The organism is Neobacillus phoenicis (assembly GCF_047302305.1).
Taxonomy (GTDB): domain Bacteria; phylum Bacillota; class Bacilli; order Bacillales; family Cytobacillaceae; genus Neobacillus.
The window spans coordinates 257,865-273,705 of record NZ_CP154847.1; the positions used below are offsets into that span (position 1 = coordinate 257,865).

The following is a 15,841-nucleotide window of genomic DNA, read 5'->3' on the forward strand; positions in this document are numbered from 1 at the left end:
AGGCTATTTTTAAAAATCATCAACACCGCACCTGAGGAAAGGAGTGTGGCCTGCGTGATTAAAGATATGACTCAAGATGAAATTAATCTTTATATCATAAAAACGTTAAAGGAAAACAAAAAAGCTGAGTTTGAATCCATCATAGAAGAACTTCAGCCTTATGATGTGGCAAAGATCTATGAGGAACTACCCGAGAAGCATAAAGCTCGATTTCTCCTCTTTTTAAAATTTGACCTTTTGGCAGACTTAATGGAGGAGTTACCGAAAACGGAACAGCTGGATTTATTAAACAAGCTCGGAATCGAAAAATCCAGTAAAGTTCTCGACTTAATGGATAATGACGATTTGGCCCTTTTGTTAGACGAATTATCTCCTGAAAAAAAGGATGAATTTTTATCAGGGATGAAGGCAGAAGAATCGAATGCCGTTAAAGGCATTATGAATTACCCGCCGGAAACTGCAGGGCGAATCATGACCAACCGCTTTGTATGGATTCGGGACTATTTTACTGTTAAAGAAGCCGTTGAAAAATTTAAGGTCTTTGCGGAGTTCGCCGAATCAATTAACTATATTTATGTCATAGACGAGACGCGAAAACTCGTTGGTGTTGTTTCCTATCGAGATCTCCTGTTAGCTGAACCTGAAGAAAAAATACGAACAATCATGTATGAACGAGTCATTTCTGTCACAGTAACGACTGACCAAGAAGTGGTTGCTCGAATGGCAGAACGATATGACTTCTTAGCCATCCCCGTTGTCGACGAGAGGAATGTGCTTGTCGGGATTGTCACTGTCGATGACATTATCGACATTGTCATCAAAGAAGCGAATGAAGATATTGAAAAATTATCAGCCACAGGGAAATCCATCGATTTTGAAACGAAAATGTTAGTGGCGGCCGCGCGGCGGTTACCATGGTTGATTTTGCTATTGTTTATTGGACTTATTTCAGGCAGGATTATCAGCAGTTTTGAGAATACCTTGGAGCAGGTTGTGGCCCTGGCCTTTTTCATGCCCATGATTGCGGGGATGACAGGGAATACAGGCACTCAGTCCCTTGCGGTGGTCGTTAGGGGACTTATTTCACACGATATCGACCGGGGTGTGATTACCCGCCTTATTATTAGAGAGCTCGGGGTAGGCATTACGATCGGAGTTACCTGTGCCATCCTTATCTCGATTATCGCTTATGTTTGGCAAGGAAATCTGATTCTTGGAGCGGTTGTCGGTTGCTCCCTTTTCTTCACCCTCATCATCGGAACACTTGCAGGGACAGTTATTCCCCTTATTCTTTATCGTCTCAAGATTGACCCTGCGGTGGCATCTGGCCCGTTGATTACCACCTTAAACGACATTTTTTCCCTGCTTACCTACTTCGGTATAGCCACCATGTTTTTAAAGCACCTTATGTAGTTTTTGAAAAAGGGAAACATTTTGCTAAAACAAACGTCATTTATTATAAGAGTTGTTATAGTTTTCCTAATTAGCATTGTGGGATAATCCCTTGTTTTCTTGCATAAAGTTAATAATTATTAAAAAAATTGGGTGTTGCAATGATGAAAAAAGCCGATCGATTTGACTGGACATTAACGTTATTCCTTTTTCTCTTCTTCCTTGTCAGCTGTGCGGCCATCTATAGCGCACAAACTTCAGAGCAGTATGGTGAAAAAGACTTCTTAGTTATGCAAGTATTTTGGTATGTGGTCGGAGCCGCAATTATATCTGTCTCCATCTTTATTGATGCCGATCAGTACAAGCGGCTTTCCTGGTATTTATATGGCTTGGGTTTATTGTTACTCCTTGCGGTATACGTTGCCCCAGAGTCCATTGCACCCGTCAGAAACGGCGCAAAGAGTTGGTTCATTATTAAGGGTATAGGTTCTATTCAACCGTCCGAATTTGTTAAGGTCTTCTTGATTTTGGCCTTAAGTCGGTTAACAACCAGCCACCAGGATAAATACATAGATAAATCATTGAAAACTGACTTTCTCTTGTTGCTAAAATTAGGTGTAACCACTGCCGCTCCACTCGGTTTAATTATGATGCAGCCAGACCTCGGTACTGGGCTTGTGATCCTTTCCATATTAACAGGGTTTATCCTTGTTTCTGGTATCACATGGAAAATCATTATTCCTATTTATAGTGCCGGAATTTCAACCGGTGTCCTTATCTTCTATCTTGTTTTACAAAAACCTGAACTTCTTGAAAAATATCTCCATGTAAAGACCTATCAATTCAATCGAATTTACACCTGGCTTGACCCAACCAATCATTCATCAGGATCAAGCTACCATCTATTAAAATCATTAAGTGCGATCGGCTCAGGTTTAATTACTGGTAAAGGTTTTACCCATCGAGAGGTATATATTCCTGAAGCACATACCGATTTTATTTTTAGTGTGATCGGTGAGGAATATGGCTTTGTCGGTGGAAGTATCGTCATTGGCCTTTACTTTCTATTAATTTATCATTTAATTAAAACCTCACTTGAAACCAATGACCCTTTTAACACGTATATATGTACAGGAATTATTAGTGTGCTAACCTTTCATGTGTTTCAAAATATCGGAATGACGATTCAAGTCCTGCCGATTACAGGCATTCCGCTGCCATTTATCAGTTACGGAGGCAGCTCCCTCATGGGAAATATGTTTGCAATGGGCCTTGTATACAGCATCCGTTATCATCATAAATCCTACTTATTTTCTTCAAGTAAATCATTAAGCAGTTAACCTAATTTATTTCTTAATGAGACAATCTAAGATAAAATAAGAGTAGACAAAAACTTTTTACATAAGCGAAGGTGAATTATGGCTGATTTTATTAATGGTGTTTTGGAGTTTTTATCACAGTTAGGCTACTTTGGGATTGCCTTAGGATTAATGATTGAGATTATTCCTAGTGAAATCGTGTTAGGCTATGGCGGTTATATGATTGCACAAGGACATCTCAATTTTTTTGGTGCCGTGATTGCTGGTACCATCGGGGGAACAATCGCTCAGTTGTTTTTATATTGGGCAGGTTATTATGGGGGCCGGCCATTTTTAGAAAAATACGGGAAGTTTGTCTTAATTAAGAAGAGTCATATTGATATTGCTGAACAATGGTTTGAGAAGTATGGAGCAGGTGTCATTTTCTCAGCACGTTTCATTCCAGTTGTGAGACATGCCATTTCGATTCCTGCCGGTATTGCTAAAATGTCTGCAACGAAATTTACGCTTTACACTGTGGCAGCAGTGTTACCTTGGTCGATCCTTTTCCTTTACTTAGGAAAGGTGCTTGGAAGCAACTGGTCACATATTAAAGAATACGCACAACCCTACGTTATGCCCATCATCATTGCAGCAGTCGTTATAGGCGCCATTTACTTTTTAATCAAAAAAACAAAGAAAACCACCGATTAGAATCGGTGGTTTCTTTCTTATGGTCTTTACGACGGTTGCTTAGAAAACTTCGCATGTGCCCAGGCATCGAGCTTTTTCACATGCTTTTTCCCTATCGTGAATCCATATAAAATCAGTAGCACAATGATTAAGGTAAACAAATCTATTTTTTTAGTCGCAATGAAGTTCACAATCCCCATTAATACCTGTGGAATCACGCCGGTTAACGCAAAGAGAACCGTAGCAACCTTAAACCAAAAGCTTGATTTCAACCCATATCTTGCGTAAAGCAAGAAAAAGGTTGAAGACCAGGCCAACACTTCAAGACTAACTAAAATGACCCACTTATTCTCAACCAAAAATTCCAAGTCCCTCTCCACCTTCTATTACTTTTTAAAATGAAATGGCAAGGTGGCCACAATCACTCTCTTTTTAAAAATGAGGTAGGTACGGATTAATAAACTTGATTGATTATGCAATATGTTATGCCAGCTTTTCTTAGTAATAAATTGCGGAATCAGCACCGTCACTCGGTAATTGTTTTCACTCGCCTTGTGTTCCACCGTATCAATAAACTTTGATAATGGCTGTAACACGCTGCGGTAATGTGATTGCAGTGTCACCAGCCGTACATCCGGCTGCCATTGCTGCCACTTTTCCTCAAATCGCTTTTCATCCTCACGGTCAAACGAGACATACACAGCAAAAATTTGATCAGTAATAGACTTGGCGTAGTTAATTGAATTGGCAACAACCTTCGTAATCCCTGCTACAGGAACGATGATAACGTTACCTGAAATGTTATAATCACAATCTCCCGGTTGAATTCTTAATTGTTCCCCTACCGCTTCATAATGCGTTTTCACTCTTAGGAAACCTATGACAATAAACGGCAAAAAGATGATTACAAACCAGACTTGACTGAATTTCGTTACGAAGAAAATGATTAAAACCGTTAACGTGATTAGAGCTCCGACTAAATTAGAAGTCAACTTTGCCACCCAGCCAGGTGGTTTTTCCCTGAACCACTTTAAGATCATTCCCGTTTGCGACAAGGTGAAGGGAATGAATACGCCAACCGCATAGAGTGGAATAAGGCTCTCTGTCTTACCCTGGAAGGCAATAATGAGTAGGATCGAAGCAATTCCTAAGGAAACAATTCCATTTGAGTAACCGAGACGGTCCCCCCTAATGGTAAACATCCTTGGCATATACTTATCCTTGGCCATGCTAAAAGCAAGTAACGGAAAAGCAGAGTAACCGGTATTGGCCGCAAGCACCAAGATCAGGGCAGTAGTTCCCTGGACGAAAAAGTAAAGGTAGTTTCGACCAAACGTTTCTTTGGCAATTTGGGAAACGACTGTTTCATCATGCTTCGGCGAGATACCGTAATAATACGCCAAAAAAGTGATTCCAGAAAACAGGATTGCTAAAAGGGTCCCCATAAGAACCAGTGTCTTGGCCGCATTCTTTGGAGCAGGATCCTTAAAGTTTGGAATGGCATTAGAAATAGCTTCCACACCCGTCAAGGCAGAGCATCCAGAAGCAAATGCTCGGAGCAGCAAGAATAAGGTTATCCCTTGAACCGGAGCTCCAATTGCCGCATGCTGTGCAGTTGGAGACACATCTCCAGTCATTATTTTATAAAGTCCCACTCCAATTAAAACAAAGAGAGCAACCACAAACAAATAAACTGGATAGGCTAAAATCGATGCTGACTCCGTTAGCCCTCTCAGGTTAAGAATGGTAATGAAAACAACCAAAATGCACGCGATCAGGACTGTATGGGTATGCAGGGCAGGAAATGCTGACGTAATCGCATCCGTTCCTGCGGATACACTAACTGCTACGGTTAATATGTAGTCAACTAGCAGGGAGCCTCCAGCAATTAATCCCGCTTTCTCACCAATATTTTCTTTTGATACAAGATAGGCACCGCCACCTTGTGGATAAGAATAGATGATTTGTCGATACGATAAGATGAGTGCAGCTAGAAGAAACAAGACGCCTACCGCAATGGGAATTGAGTACCAATAAGCAATCACGCTGATGGTTGCCAGTACAATTAATATCTGTTCAGTCCCATATGCTACAGATGAAAGAGCATCTGAAGACAAAATGGCTAACGCCTTAAGTACATTTAATTTTTGTTCACCTAGTGCCGTTGATTTTAACGGCCGGCCAATTAACAGCCTCTTAAAAGAAGAGAGCAAGTGATTCACCCACCACATTCAAAGTAGAATTACCGATTGATTTTATCACAAGATAACTGCGAAGATGAAGTGTTTTCTTTTTTGACAACGAAACTATTTCCATCATTTTTCATCTCTTTCTAGCTTAGAGTACCCGCTTTTAGTGCCATTAACACGTTTTGGCCATTCTCTGCATAAGAAAAGCATGAAGAAATGAACCTTCATGCTTAGCATACTATTTCGTAAATTTTATCGGGGAATGAGACAGCCTTCAATTTCTAGCAACATTTTTTTAATAGGCGTATTCGTCCCAGCATACCCTACTAGACTTCCGCTTTTTCCAATTACCCGATGACACGGAATAAAGATAGGCAACTGGTTTGCTCGATTGGCTTGTCCCACCGCTCTAACTGCTTTCGGATTACCAATCATTTCCGCTACTTCTGCATAGCTCTTTACTTCACCATAAGGAATAGACTGAAGTGCCTGCCAAACCTGCTTTCGAAAATCTGTTCCCTCAATGGAAAGAGGCAAATCAAATTCCCTCCGCTTACCGTTAAAATATTCATCCAACTGACGAATCGCTTCGCTACATAGTGCTTGGTCTTCAAGCATGTCAGGATGATCGTTCAAAAACTTTTCCCAATCCTCCTCAAATAGTTCCACGCGCTTAATCCCATCCGTATCTGCAATCACTCTTATTTTTCCAAATGGAGACTGATACTCGGCATAACCTAGAGTCATCATTTCACTGCCTCTCTTGTTTTCTTTACTCCCATTATACAAAAAGAAAGAAGAATCGGTATACGACTCTTCCTCTTTTAGCTGACCTTCTTATTTTACTTGAACTGCTTTAATCATTCGCTTCATTGCTTGTATTTGCCCCAGATGTAGGGATTCATGAAAAATAGCAAAGCTGGTTAACTCGCCAAAGGTCTCTTGACCTAGGAATGGCGTTTTTAGCTTGGCATCAAAACTTTCTACTGAAATTTCTTTGATTCTACCCAGTTGTTCATTTAACTGCTCTACCAACACCTGTACGGATGGAACTTCCCCCTGCCAATCAGCTGGTTTCGTTCCATTTCCAAATAGCTCTACGTAGTTCGCTGGTAAATGGGTTGATTTCTTCGGGAAGCCAAACATAAATTGCTCTGCCACTGTTAGAACATGACCGACATGCCAATGAAGGGTATTGTTGAAACCTTCTGGTTGAACATCTACCATACTTTCATCTAGTGATTCCACTGTTTTCACAAAATACCTTCTTGCTACCTCATAGCCTTTAAATAACACTTCACTCATTTCATTGCCCTCCCTTTGTCCATATCTCTATTTTATTACATTTCCTCAGGTGCTTCTATTCCTAATAAACGCAGGCCTTCCTTTAGAACAACGGTGACTGCCAAGACAAGCGCCAATCGAGACTGCTTCGCTTGATTTTCTTCTAAGATTTTCACCTCAGCATAGTACTTATTGAAAGCCTGGGCAAGGTCAACACTGTATTTCGCTACTTGTGATGGGTCAAAATTCTCACAGGCTCTTTTAATCGCTGGTGCAAATTCCATTAGCAGGCTTGTCACCTTCCATTCCTTCTCCCAGGAATAATCATATGCTAGGAAATCCATTTTAGAATACCCGTTTCCTTTTCTTAGAATGGAACACGCCCGAGCATAGGTATATTGGAGATAAGGTCCTGTTTCCCCTTCAAAACGAAGCATTTCCTCCAATGAAAACTCAATATCATTCATTCTGTTGTTCTTTAGGTCATGAAAAATAACTGCTCCAACACCCACTTGTTTTGCTACTTCATCTTTGTTCTCAAGGTTTGGATTTTTCTCCTCAATATTCTGTCTTGCCATCGCAATCGATTCATTTAGGACTTCTTCTAATAAAACAACCTTCCCTTTACGAGTGGACATCTTCTTGCCGTCTTTTAGCATCATCCCGAATGGAACATGGACCATTTTTCCTGCCCATTCATAACCCATTTTCCCTAACACAGCAATTAATTGTTTGAAATGAAGACTTTGTTCATGTCCTACGACATAAAGGGATTGGACAAAGTCGTAGTTTTCTTTACGATAGAGGGCGGCTGCTAAGTCCCGTGTGGCATAAAGTGTTGCCCCGTCGGATTTTTTAATTAAGCACGGCGGCAGTTGCTCCTCCGTTAGTTCCACCACCTGCGCTTGGTCAGATTCTACTAATAACTGCTTCTCCTCTAGGAGCTTTACAATTCGATCCATTTTATCATTATAAAAAGCTTCTCCTGCGAATGAATCGAACTGAACGTTCATTAGCTCATAAATTCTTGAGAATTCCTTCAGTGACTCGTCACGGAACCATTGCCAAAGCTTTAACGCCTCTTCGTCTCCGTCTTCAAGCCGCTTAAACCAGCTTCGTCCCTGGTCTTCCAGTGCTGAATTGTTCTCTGCTTCTTCATGGAACTTAATATACAGCTGTAACAGTTCTTTAATCGGATTTTGTTTGACCTTCTCAGACTCTCCCCAAAGCTTATAGGCAGTAATTAACTTCCCAAACTGTGTGCCCCAGTCACCAAGGTGGTTAATCTTAATTGGTTGGTATCCACATTTTTCAACAATGTGAGCGAGCGCATTGCCGATGACAGTGGAGCGTAAATGCCCCATTGAAAAAGGCTTAGCGATATTCGGTGAGGACATATCAATGGTGACATTGCCGTCGCCAAAATCCTGTGATCCGAATTGTTCACGTTGTGTGAGGACTTCACTGATTACTTTTTTCGAAACAAGCTTTTTATTTAAAAAGATATTGAGATAGGCTCCTACCACTTCTACTTTTTCAAATGTGGCTGACTGGATTTTCTCACTTAATTCCTGTGCAATGAGGTTTGGTGATTTACGTTTTAGCTTAGCTAGTGTAAAGCATGGAAAGGCAAGATCGCCGTGTTGTGTGTTTTTAGGTTTTTCAATCATGAGTTCCAGTTCGTTTAATGAAATTTCTTGATCAAGCAGTTCGTAAAGAATCGATGCAAGCTCTTTTTTAAAATTCATTCTGAAGACCTCCTAATTTATCTTTAAACTGTAGTAAACTTGGATGTTCCGCTCCAGGTACTTCGCTTTCCGCGGGCGTGCCGGGGAGCCTCCTCGTCGCTTTGCTCCTGCGGGGTCTCCCCTGCCCCGTACTCCCGCAGGAGTCTTCGTACCTTCCGCTACAATTTCATGCCTATCTTTAAATAACAAAAAACCCCCGTCTCTATAAAAGAGACGAGAGTTGAATTTCCCGCGGTACCACTCTAATTGTTCGTATTGAACCAGCTTTCCCTTGGTAACGGAGAATTCTCCGGCAAGCCCTACTCCATTCGGGTCCACATCTCAAAAGTGCGCTTCATTATCTATTCCGTATCAGGCTTCCACCATCCCTGACTCGCTGCAACATCCTAGGTAACTACTCTCTTTTTCATTGACTTTTCCGACTTTATTACCAGTTATTATACTGGAAGGAAAAGGATTTTTCCACTGAATACTGATTATTTTTTTTAATAAGGAAATTCTATACCTAAAGGAGGGATTTACTTGGCTAGAAGAAGAAATAAAATACTCGTTCCTGAGGCACGGAGCGGCTTAGATGCCCTTAAGGCAAAGGTGGTTCAATCACAAAGCCCGGATGAAGCGAAGTTTGAAGCTGCAGAAGAGGTCGGGGTGCCTTTACAAAGAGGTTATAACGGGAAGCTTACCTCTGAACAGGCAGGAAAAGTGGGCGGAAGGCTTGGAGGCAGCATGGTCCGCGAACTGGTCAAAATGGCACAGGAAAACCTAACGAAGAAAAAGTAAATGTGTCTAAGGGGGTCAGACCCCATTTTTCGGTCTGACCTCCTTATTTTTGAAAAAAAGTTTGACAATTTTGTGACAATTGATAGAATATTCTTAACAAGGAGTTGATAATGATGCGTGAAATACATTTAAAAAGCATTTTTACTTTTAAACGGACTGCTATTTTCGGGAGTTTGTTAGGCATTATTCTTATTTTGTCCGGACAATTTGTAAACGGTTCCAGTAATGCTTATTTTTTAACTGCTCTTGGATTTGGTATCCTGTTAGGGTCTGTAGTCAATTACCTGTTTGGAACCTTTTTAAGTTTAATGGAAGAATACACTGCCAACAGCAAGGTGGCTCCTAATAAGATACAATAATAAAAAAGACTTGTGGCTGCACAAGTCTTTTTTATATGGAGAGGCCTTTTAAAAAGAATACCTTAATCACTTCCGCTATTTGTTCAGAACTTAGTGGTTCGTGATGTCGCTCCCAATCAGAAACAAGAGCGATGTACATTTTTAAAAGAAGGAAGCTCGTTAACTCGATATTTGTGGCAGGTATAGATCCCTTATCAATGGCAACCTCAATTTTCCCCTTTAAATAAGTGATAATCTCTTTTTCTACATGCTGTAACATTTCCGAAACCGCAATAGTTCCCATTTCCGCTTCCTCTTGGACGAGCTTAATCATCAGCTGGTGCTGTGAACGGAATTCTAATAAGCGATAGAGGGCTCGATGAACTTTTTCCGTAAACGGCAGATCCGGTTGAATCACTGCCTCTGCTTCTGCTATCATTTCTTTTACCAGCGTGGAAATGATTTCTTCGAATAATTCTTCTTTATTTTTAAAAAAGGTATAGATGGTTCCTTTCCCCACATTAGCGAGCTTCGCCACCTGGTCCATGGTTGTTGCTTTGTAGCCAAATAATGAAAAAGACTTGGTTGCAGCCTCCACTATCATTTTTCTTCTATCGGGTGCCATTCAGCTCTCTCTCCTTTTTGACTATTTTAGTTCTACGGTCATATAGATAAATTTACTATAGCACAGCTTTATAGCGGTTTCAAACCTCTGGGAATTTGTTTGGAATTATGACAAAACATGACCAAATAATATACTGGTCATGTTTTTTTGATTTTTTATGCTAGGTTTCGGGCCATTCCTCGTTTTAAATCAACAAAGATTTCTGCGAATACCGGATCCCATTGGGTACCTTTTCCTTCATGAATAATCGTTAACGCTTTGTCGATTGGCATCCCACTACGGTAAGGACGATTGGAGGTCATCGCATCAAAAGCATCCGCAACCGCAATGATTCTCCCAAACAGAGGAATCTTCTCACCACTTAAGCCCTTAGGGTAGCCCTTACCATCATATCGCTCATGATGGTACAGCACCCCTTCTACTACAGGTTGAAGGTCAGAAAATCCCTGTACTTGTTTAATAATATTTCTACCTATTTCAGGATGTCTTTTAATTGCTGCGTATTCCTCATCTGTTAATTTTCCATCCTTTAAGAGGATTCGGTCCGCAACTCCAATTTTTCCAATATCGTGTAGAAGTGCCGAGGTTTTCAAAAGCATTAGTTCTTCCTCATTTAATCCTGCTTTCTCTCCAATTTCTAGTGAATAAGCAGCAACTCGGGTAGAATGCCCAAAGGTATATTGGTCCCTCGCATCTAATGCAGCTGTCATACTCTCTAAAAAACTCGCAAACATCGCCTTGTTTTTTTCATCGCGAGCCTGAATCGCCTCCACCATATGATTGAATCCATTTACAAGCCCTGCAAACTCATCGGAGTACAACGCATCCGTTTTTACCAAAGAGCCTTCCTGGACCTCTTTCATAGAGTCCCTAAGCTGGTCAATTGGCTGATGGACATCAAGAAACAGCAGCTTGGCTCCATAGTAGGCAAAGATAAGACCCAGCACAATAATAACGGCTGCCCAACTCCAGAAGCTTTGGCTTGAGTTTTCTGCAATACCCAGTTTTACTTGTGTAGCTAACCCAAATAAAAGAATCGGAAACACGGAAATGTAAAGGAAGCTGAATTGAAACTTGCGCTTAATCGAAAGAACCATTTTCCCTTTCAGCGTATGCTTATCTCCAAATTGCTTGATAGCCATCTGCTCCACTTTTTTTAATAAGGGCTGAACGGCTTTAATAGCCAAGAAGAACTCAATAATTCCGTGCATTCCCGCCACAAGCGTAGCCCCAGCCATGGCTAGCAAAATATAATAGTATGAAATATGTAGTAGCTGAAGTTTTATGGCAAAAACCGTTAGAACAATGGCAGGAGCGGATAGACCTAATAAGTGCGGTCCCATTATTCGCTTGAATGTTACTAGCGGAAATTCATGCAAATAATCAAACACACCTTGTAATCCTGCAAATTCGTGTATTTCTTTCGTAAATACAACAGAAACAGGCTTCATATCCTTAGAAAATTGAAGGAATTCTAAGATCATCATAATGATAAACGAAGTCCCTAAGATCCCTAACATATACAAATTTTCCGTTTTTGTAAGAGTTAAGGTGAAAAAGATAAAGACACCGCCAACGACCCCTACCGCCAGCGATGACCCTATTAAATAATTTTTTAACAATTGCTGTCGAAATCGTCTATATTCATTCATACAATATTGCCTGCTTTCAGCGAAACTAGTTTTGTACCAATAATTATAAACGAAACCATTATCATTTGTATCTACAACTACCTTAAATAGGAAAAAAACTTATGATCCTGTCGATCGATAATGTCTCACTCCAAATTGCCAAACGAAAAAACAAGGTAGAATGAAGAGGCTCCCAGCCACAGGTGTGAGTAAGTAAAGAATGTCATTCCCCTCACTTTTTCCGAGAATATACAGTAAGGGCAAATAATTTACTGTACCAAAAGGAATCACATAGGTAAAAAAACTAGACACCCATTTTTGATAGATATTAAGAGGATACTGGGCCATCTCCCTGCCACCATCTGTAAATATATTTGCCACCTCTAGACCCTGGACAGTCCAAAAACACATGGTAGCTGCAAGCATATATATCCCCGTAAAGATAAGTACCCCGCTGATGATCATAAACATTAGTATCAAAATTTTTATCGGCGTCCAATCAATCGATAGATTCATTAACGCCCAAATTAACACAAATAAACTTTGAAGCAGCCTACCAAATCTCGTAAACTCGAATTGTGAGCCCAATACTTGGACAAAGGTACTTCTCGGCCTTACCAGCACCCGATCAAAGTCTCCTTTAATGATGAGACTTGAGAAGGAATCAAAGCCCCTTGCAAAACATTCACTTAAGGCAAAGGCCATATGAATAATCCCAAAGCAAAGAGCTACCTCGAAAAACTGCCACCCTTTGATTTGACCAAATCTCTCAAACAATAAATACACACCTGCAAAAACGGTAAACGGAATAAAAAATTGCCCCATAGATAGCAGCAGGAATGACATTCGATACTGCATTTGAGATTTAAAGAGTATCTGCAAATATTTAAAATAAAGCCGCAACCTACATCAACCTCCCTGAACGACGACTTTCCCTAAGATTCGATTAAGCGAAAACCTTCCTAACACGACTAGCACAGCCAAATATACAAGCTGGATCAGGATTCCGTTGATGGCAGCCTGTTCGGAGATGTGCCCGGAGTAAACCCTGAACGGAAAATCGGCCGTCCAGCGGAAAGGAAGGATGTTGGCAATAGCCTGAAGCCATGACGGCATGAGCGGAACTGGGATGATTAAGCCTGCAAAAAACTCGCCGAGAACACTAAATACTAAAAGAGATCCTACCGGTGACATGGTCACGAATACGGATATGTATAAGAACATAGAAATAGCAATTAACAGAAGCAATCCTAGCAATAGGGTGATCATAAAAAGTATAAGTGTAATCACATTTGGCGGTAGTGTCAGGCGGTAGGGGGCAGGCAGCATGAAAGCAATGATCAATATAGGGAAGCAGCGCAGCATTGCACTCGACAGCCGTTGGGCTAGCAGCTTCGCATACCAAAATCCATAGAGCTCCCAAGGACGGCAAAGCTCATACGCAATGTTTCCACTTGTAATCAGTTCAAACAGTTCATTATCGCGGAACCACATCGTAACAAAGACTAGAAAGGCCTGTTGCAACCATATGTACGTAATAATTTGAGGTAAGGATATGGGTGGTGTCTTGGTCGCATGTTCATAGAAGGCTTCGAACACCATAATAATGATCATACCCCAGAAGAATTGTGTGGCTACTCCCGCAAATGCAGCTGTCCGATACTGCATCCCCATGTTAAGCCTCAATTTTAAAAAGGATACATATGGCCTCATATTTGGTACTCCTTATAAAGCTGGACAATTATATCCTCGATCGGCTGTGCCTCGATGGTCACATCTTGGAGTTCAACCTGATTAGACAGCTGGGTAATCACATCGGATGTTTTGCTCGCCTCGGTATCTACGCTCAGTACAACCCGTTCAGGTGACCAAGAAAGGATAGAAGTCCCCGGGATTTGAATTTGCTTTGAATTTTTTTCATAATCAGCCGTGATGGTCTTATGGGTACCATACTGGTTTCTTAGCTCATTTAGATTGCCATCGTATAATAAGCTTCCTTTTCCGATCAGAATGACTCGTTCAGCCAATGCTTCAATATCGTTCATATCGTGTGTAGTGAGGATAACCGTTACACCTTTTTCCTTGTTAATCGTTTTAATAAACTGGCGGACCGCTATTTTTGAGACTGCATCAAGGCCGATGGTCGGTTCATCTAAAAATAAAATCTTGGGATTATGAATGAGGGAAGCTGCAATTTCACAACGCATCCGCTGCCCTAAACTTAATTGGCGGACTGGTGATTGGACGATGGTTTGCAGTTCAAGTGTTTCAATGAGCAGATCAATGGTGGTGTAATATTCTTGCTGTGGAATCTTGTAAATATCTTTTAAGAGTTCAAAAGAATCGAGTACGGGAACATCCCACCAGAGCTGAGAACGCTGGCCAAAAACCACCCCGATGTTTTTTACATATTGCACTCGATCCTTCCAAGGGGTGTAGCCCATAATGCTGCAGCTTCCGGTGTCAGGCACCAGAATCCCACTCATAATTTTAATGGTGGTAGACTTTCCCGCCCCATTCGGACCGATGTAACCGACGATTTCTCCTGGATTAATAGAAAAAGAGATATCCTTCAGTGCCTCAACAGTCGTATGTTTTCGATAGAATAGGGCTTTTGCCGCTTCCTTCACTCCCGAAGTGCGCTGGGCCACTTTATAGGATTTCGAGATACCTTCTAATTTAATCAATAACTTCTCCCTCCTTTTGAGTCACAGAGGAAAATAATAACATTTGGTAGTTAATTCTGTCAATAATATTCCGAATAGTGAAAGTTAACTAAATGTTCATTTGTGGAGCAAGTGTTTATAGGTGAATTTTTATAAAATAGACATGAGTGTTTTTATAAAGAAAGGAAGTGGCCCATGGATGTTTTAAAGTCTCGTACCGAATCAAAGGAATTATTAGTCTGGAGGAGTTTACATGCACGAAGTGAATTAACATCTGATGAAAAATATTACTATCGCACCCTTGAAAAGGGATATGAAGGAGAGTTGATGTTCGATAAGCTGATAAAGGAGCTTCAATGTGATGTTTACATTTTGAACGGTCTACTCTTTGAAATTAACAACTCTTATTTCCAAATCGACACCCTACTGATTGCTCCACAAAAGATCTACGTGTACGATGTGAAAAATTCCGAAGGCGACTATTTGTACGAAGCTGAAAAGTTTCGAAGGCTTCGGGGTGGCAACGATATCAAAAATCCATTACACCAATTAGAACGGTGTGAAACATTACTTCGCCAATTGTTGAAAAAACTCGGCTATCAGTTACCTATTGATGGTCACATTGTCTTCATTAACCCTGAGTTCACCTTATATCAAGCTCCCCATGACAAGCCCATTATTTTTCCAACGCAGTTAAATCAACTTGTCCAGCGATTAAACACTATTCCTTCGAAGCTATCAAAAAGACATAAGGATCTTGCTGACCAATTAATGGCTGCGAACCAAAATGAGTATCCCTTCTGCAAATTTCCTCCCTATCAATTTGACCAACTGAAAAATGGGAAACTATGTGCGATTTGCCACTCCCTTTCTACTTTCCAAAGAGATAGACGTTTGGTGTGTAATGTTTGCGGCCATGAAGAGACTATAGAAGCCGCAGTCCTCCGAGCTGTGGCGGAGTTAAGGCTGCTTTTTCCGGAGAGGAAGATTACTACTAATCTTGTTTACGAATGGTGTGGTGAGGGTAAGGGTGAGGGTGGTTCACGAAAGAGGATTGTTAGGATTTTAAGAAATAATCTTTGTTCTAAAGGGCACAGGAGATGGGTTTACTATGAGTGATTAAAGTTTGAAATTCCTTATTTTTAAACAAATAAAACTTTTGTAAGCGACTGTTTTGTTTTGTGAATTTTGCTTTGT

The 15,841-nt window shown here is 40.8% G+C and carries 17 protein-coding genes and 1 other annotated feature; of the genes, 6 read left to right on the forward strand and 11 right to left on the reverse strand.

Annotation, left to right across the window (positions count from 1 at the left end; translation table 11 throughout):
• The first annotated feature begins 54 nt into the window (after positions 1-54).
• The 3 genes from mgtE (at position 55) to AA0X95_RS01255 (ending at position 3,404) form a co-directional block, all read left to right on the forward strand.
• On the forward strand, positions 55-1,413 hold the full coding sequence (mgtE, locus tag AA0X95_RS01245; protein ID WP_413304518.1) for a magnesium transporter: 1,359 nt from the start codon (positions 55-57) through the stop codon (positions 1,411-1,413).
• A gap of 140 nt (positions 1,414-1,553) precedes the next feature.
• Positions 1,554-2,732 (forward strand): FtsW/RodA/SpoVE family cell cycle protein, encoded by a 1,179-nt coding sequence (locus tag AA0X95_RS01250; RefSeq protein WP_413304521.1) that lies wholly within the window; start codon positions 1,554-1,556, stop codon positions 2,730-2,732.
• 78 nt (positions 2,733-2,810) lie between these two features.
• Positions 2,811-3,404: a DedA family protein gene (locus AA0X95_RS01255; RefSeq protein WP_413304524.1), complete on the forward strand. Its 594-nt coding sequence runs from the start codon at positions 2,811-2,813 to the stop codon at positions 3,402-3,404.
• 26 nt (positions 3,405-3,430) lie between these two features.
• Here the strand turns inward: AA0X95_RS01255 and AA0X95_RS01260 are convergent, their stop codons facing one another.
• The 6 genes from AA0X95_RS01260 to argS all read right to left on the reverse strand — a co-directional run bounded on the left by AA0X95_RS01260 (position 3,431) and on the right by argS (position 8,604).
• Positions 3,431-3,751 carry a hypothetical protein gene (locus AA0X95_RS01260; RefSeq protein ID WP_413304527.1) on the reverse strand — a complete coding sequence of 107 codons (321 nt, stop codon included), beginning with the start codon at positions 3,749-3,751 and terminating at the stop codon, positions 3,431-3,433.
• An 18-nt stretch (positions 3,752-3,769) separates the two neighbouring features.
• Positions 3,770-5,596 carry an APC family permease gene (locus tag AA0X95_RS01265; protein WP_413304529.1) on the reverse strand — a complete coding sequence of 609 codons (1,827 nt, stop codon included), beginning with the start codon at positions 5,594-5,596 and terminating at the stop codon, positions 3,770-3,772.
• Positions 5,580-5,702, reverse strand: coding sequence for a hypothetical protein (locus AA0X95_RS01270; RefSeq protein WP_413304532.1), 123 nt, complete (start codon positions 5,700-5,702; stop codon positions 5,580-5,582). The genes AA0X95_RS01265 and AA0X95_RS01270 overlap by 17 nt, the downstream gene beginning before the upstream one ends.
• 122 nt (positions 5,703-5,824) lie before the next feature.
• Positions 5,825-6,319 (reverse strand): methylated-DNA--[protein]-cysteine S-methyltransferase, encoded by a 495-nt coding sequence (locus AA0X95_RS01275; RefSeq protein WP_413309798.1) that lies wholly within the window; start codon positions 6,317-6,319, stop codon positions 5,825-5,827.
• A 90-nt stretch (positions 6,320-6,409) separates the two neighbouring features.
• Positions 6,410-6,877 carry a DinB family protein gene (locus tag AA0X95_RS01280; RefSeq protein WP_413304535.1) on the reverse strand — a complete coding sequence of 156 codons (468 nt, stop codon included), beginning with the start codon at positions 6,875-6,877 and terminating at the stop codon, positions 6,410-6,412.
• A gap of 35 nt (positions 6,878-6,912) precedes the next feature.
• Positions 6,913-8,604 carry an arginine--tRNA ligase gene (argS, locus tag AA0X95_RS01285; protein ID WP_413304538.1) on the reverse strand — a complete coding sequence of 564 codons (1,692 nt, stop codon included), beginning with the start codon at positions 8,602-8,604 and terminating at the stop codon, positions 6,913-6,915.
• Between the two features lie 206 nt (positions 8,605-8,810).
• Positions 8,811-9,023: a binding site (T-box leader), on the reverse strand.
• A gap of 103 nt (positions 9,024-9,126) precedes the next feature.
• On the opposite strand from argS, the gene AA0X95_RS01290 reads away from it, so the two are divergent.
• Positions 9,127-9,384 carry a small, acid-soluble spore protein, alpha/beta type gene (locus tag AA0X95_RS01290; protein ID WP_413304541.1) on the forward strand — a complete coding sequence of 86 codons (258 nt, stop codon included), beginning with the start codon at positions 9,127-9,129 and terminating at the stop codon, positions 9,382-9,384.
• A 110-nt stretch (positions 9,385-9,494) separates the two neighbouring features.
• Positions 9,495-9,743, forward strand: coding sequence for a hypothetical protein (locus AA0X95_RS01295; protein WP_413304544.1), 249 nt, complete (start codon positions 9,495-9,497; stop codon positions 9,741-9,743).
• Between the two features lie 31 nt (positions 9,744-9,774).
• Here AA0X95_RS01295 and AA0X95_RS01300 read toward each other — a convergent pair whose 3' ends face one another.
• The 5 genes from AA0X95_RS01300 to AA0X95_RS01320 all read right to left on the reverse strand — a co-directional run bounded on the left by AA0X95_RS01300 (position 9,775) and on the right by AA0X95_RS01320 (position 14,665).
• Positions 9,775-10,347 (reverse strand): TetR/AcrR family transcriptional regulator, encoded by a 573-nt coding sequence (locus AA0X95_RS01300; protein WP_413304547.1) that lies wholly within the window; start codon positions 10,345-10,347, stop codon positions 9,775-9,777.
• 155 nt (positions 10,348-10,502) lie between these two features.
• Positions 10,503-11,999, reverse strand: coding sequence for an HD domain-containing phosphohydrolase (locus tag AA0X95_RS01305; protein ID WP_413304550.1), 1,497 nt, complete (start codon positions 11,997-11,999; stop codon positions 10,503-10,505).
• A 99-nt stretch (positions 12,000-12,098) separates the two neighbouring features.
• Complete coding sequence (locus tag AA0X95_RS01310; protein WP_413304553.1) at positions 12,099-12,881, reverse strand: ABC transporter permease; 783 nt, start codon at positions 12,879-12,881, stop codon at positions 12,099-12,101.
• Between the two features lie 6 nt (positions 12,882-12,887).
• Positions 12,888-13,691, reverse strand: a complete 804-nt coding sequence (locus tag AA0X95_RS01315) for an ABC transporter permease (RefSeq protein WP_413304556.1) — start codon at positions 13,689-13,691, stop codon at positions 12,888-12,890.
• Positions 13,688-14,665, reverse strand: coding sequence for an ATP-binding cassette domain-containing protein (locus AA0X95_RS01320; RefSeq protein ID WP_413304559.1), 978 nt, complete (start codon positions 14,663-14,665; stop codon positions 13,688-13,690). Before AA0X95_RS01320 ends, AA0X95_RS01315 begins: the two co-directional genes overlap by 4 nt.
• 174 nt (positions 14,666-14,839) lie before the next feature.
• Between AA0X95_RS01320 and AA0X95_RS01325 the strand changes: the two genes are divergently transcribed.
• Positions 14,840-15,763, forward strand: coding sequence for a nuclease-related domain-containing protein (locus tag AA0X95_RS01325; RefSeq protein ID WP_413304562.1), 924 nt, complete (start codon positions 14,840-14,842; stop codon positions 15,761-15,763).
• Positions 15,764-15,841 lie beyond the last annotated feature (78 nt).

What these genes read in the sequence shown, in the direction of transcription:
- AA0X95_RS01305 (WP_413304550.1), bottom strand. Translation starts at nt 11,999, where the DNA reads ATGAATGAATATAGACGATTTCGACAGCAATTGTTAAAAAATTATTTA.
- AA0X95_RS01300 (WP_413304547.1), bottom strand. Translation starts at nt 10,347, where the DNA reads ATGGCACCCGATAGAAGAAAAATGATAGTGGAGGCTGCAACCAAGTCT.
- AA0X95_RS01270 (WP_413304532.1), bottom strand. Translation starts at nt 5,702, where the DNA reads ATGATGGAAATAGTTTCGTTGTCAAAAAAGAAAACACTTCATCTTCGC.
- AA0X95_RS01315 (WP_413304556.1), bottom strand. Translation starts at nt 13,691, where the DNA reads ATGAGGCCATATGTATCCTTTTTAAAATTGAGGCTTAACATGGGGATG.
- AA0X95_RS01255 (WP_413304524.1), top strand. Translation starts at nt 2,811, where the DNA reads ATGGCTGATTTTATTAATGGTGTTTTGGAGTTTTTATCACAGTTAGGC.
- AA0X95_RS01250 (WP_413304521.1), top strand. Translation starts at nt 1,554, where the DNA reads ATGATGAAAAAAGCCGATCGATTTGACTGGACATTAACGTTATTCCTT.
- AA0X95_RS01275 (WP_413309798.1), bottom strand. Translation starts at nt 6,319, where the DNA reads ATGACTCTAGGTTATGCCGAGTATCAGTCTCCATTTGGAAAAATAAGA.
- AA0X95_RS01325 (WP_413304562.1), top strand. Translation starts at nt 14,840, where the DNA reads ATGGATGTTTTAAAGTCTCGTACCGAATCAAAGGAATTATTAGTCTGG.
- AA0X95_RS01280 (WP_413304535.1), bottom strand. Translation starts at nt 6,877, where the DNA reads ATGAGTGAAGTGTTATTTAAAGGCTATGAGGTAGCAAGAAGGTATTTT.
- AA0X95_RS01295 (WP_413304544.1), top strand. Translation starts at nt 9,495, where the DNA reads ATGATGCGTGAAATACATTTAAAAAGCATTTTTACTTTTAAACGGACT.
- argS (WP_413304538.1), bottom strand. Translation starts at nt 8,604, where the DNA reads ATGAATTTTAAAAAAGAGCTTGCATCGATTCTTTACGAACTGCTTGAT.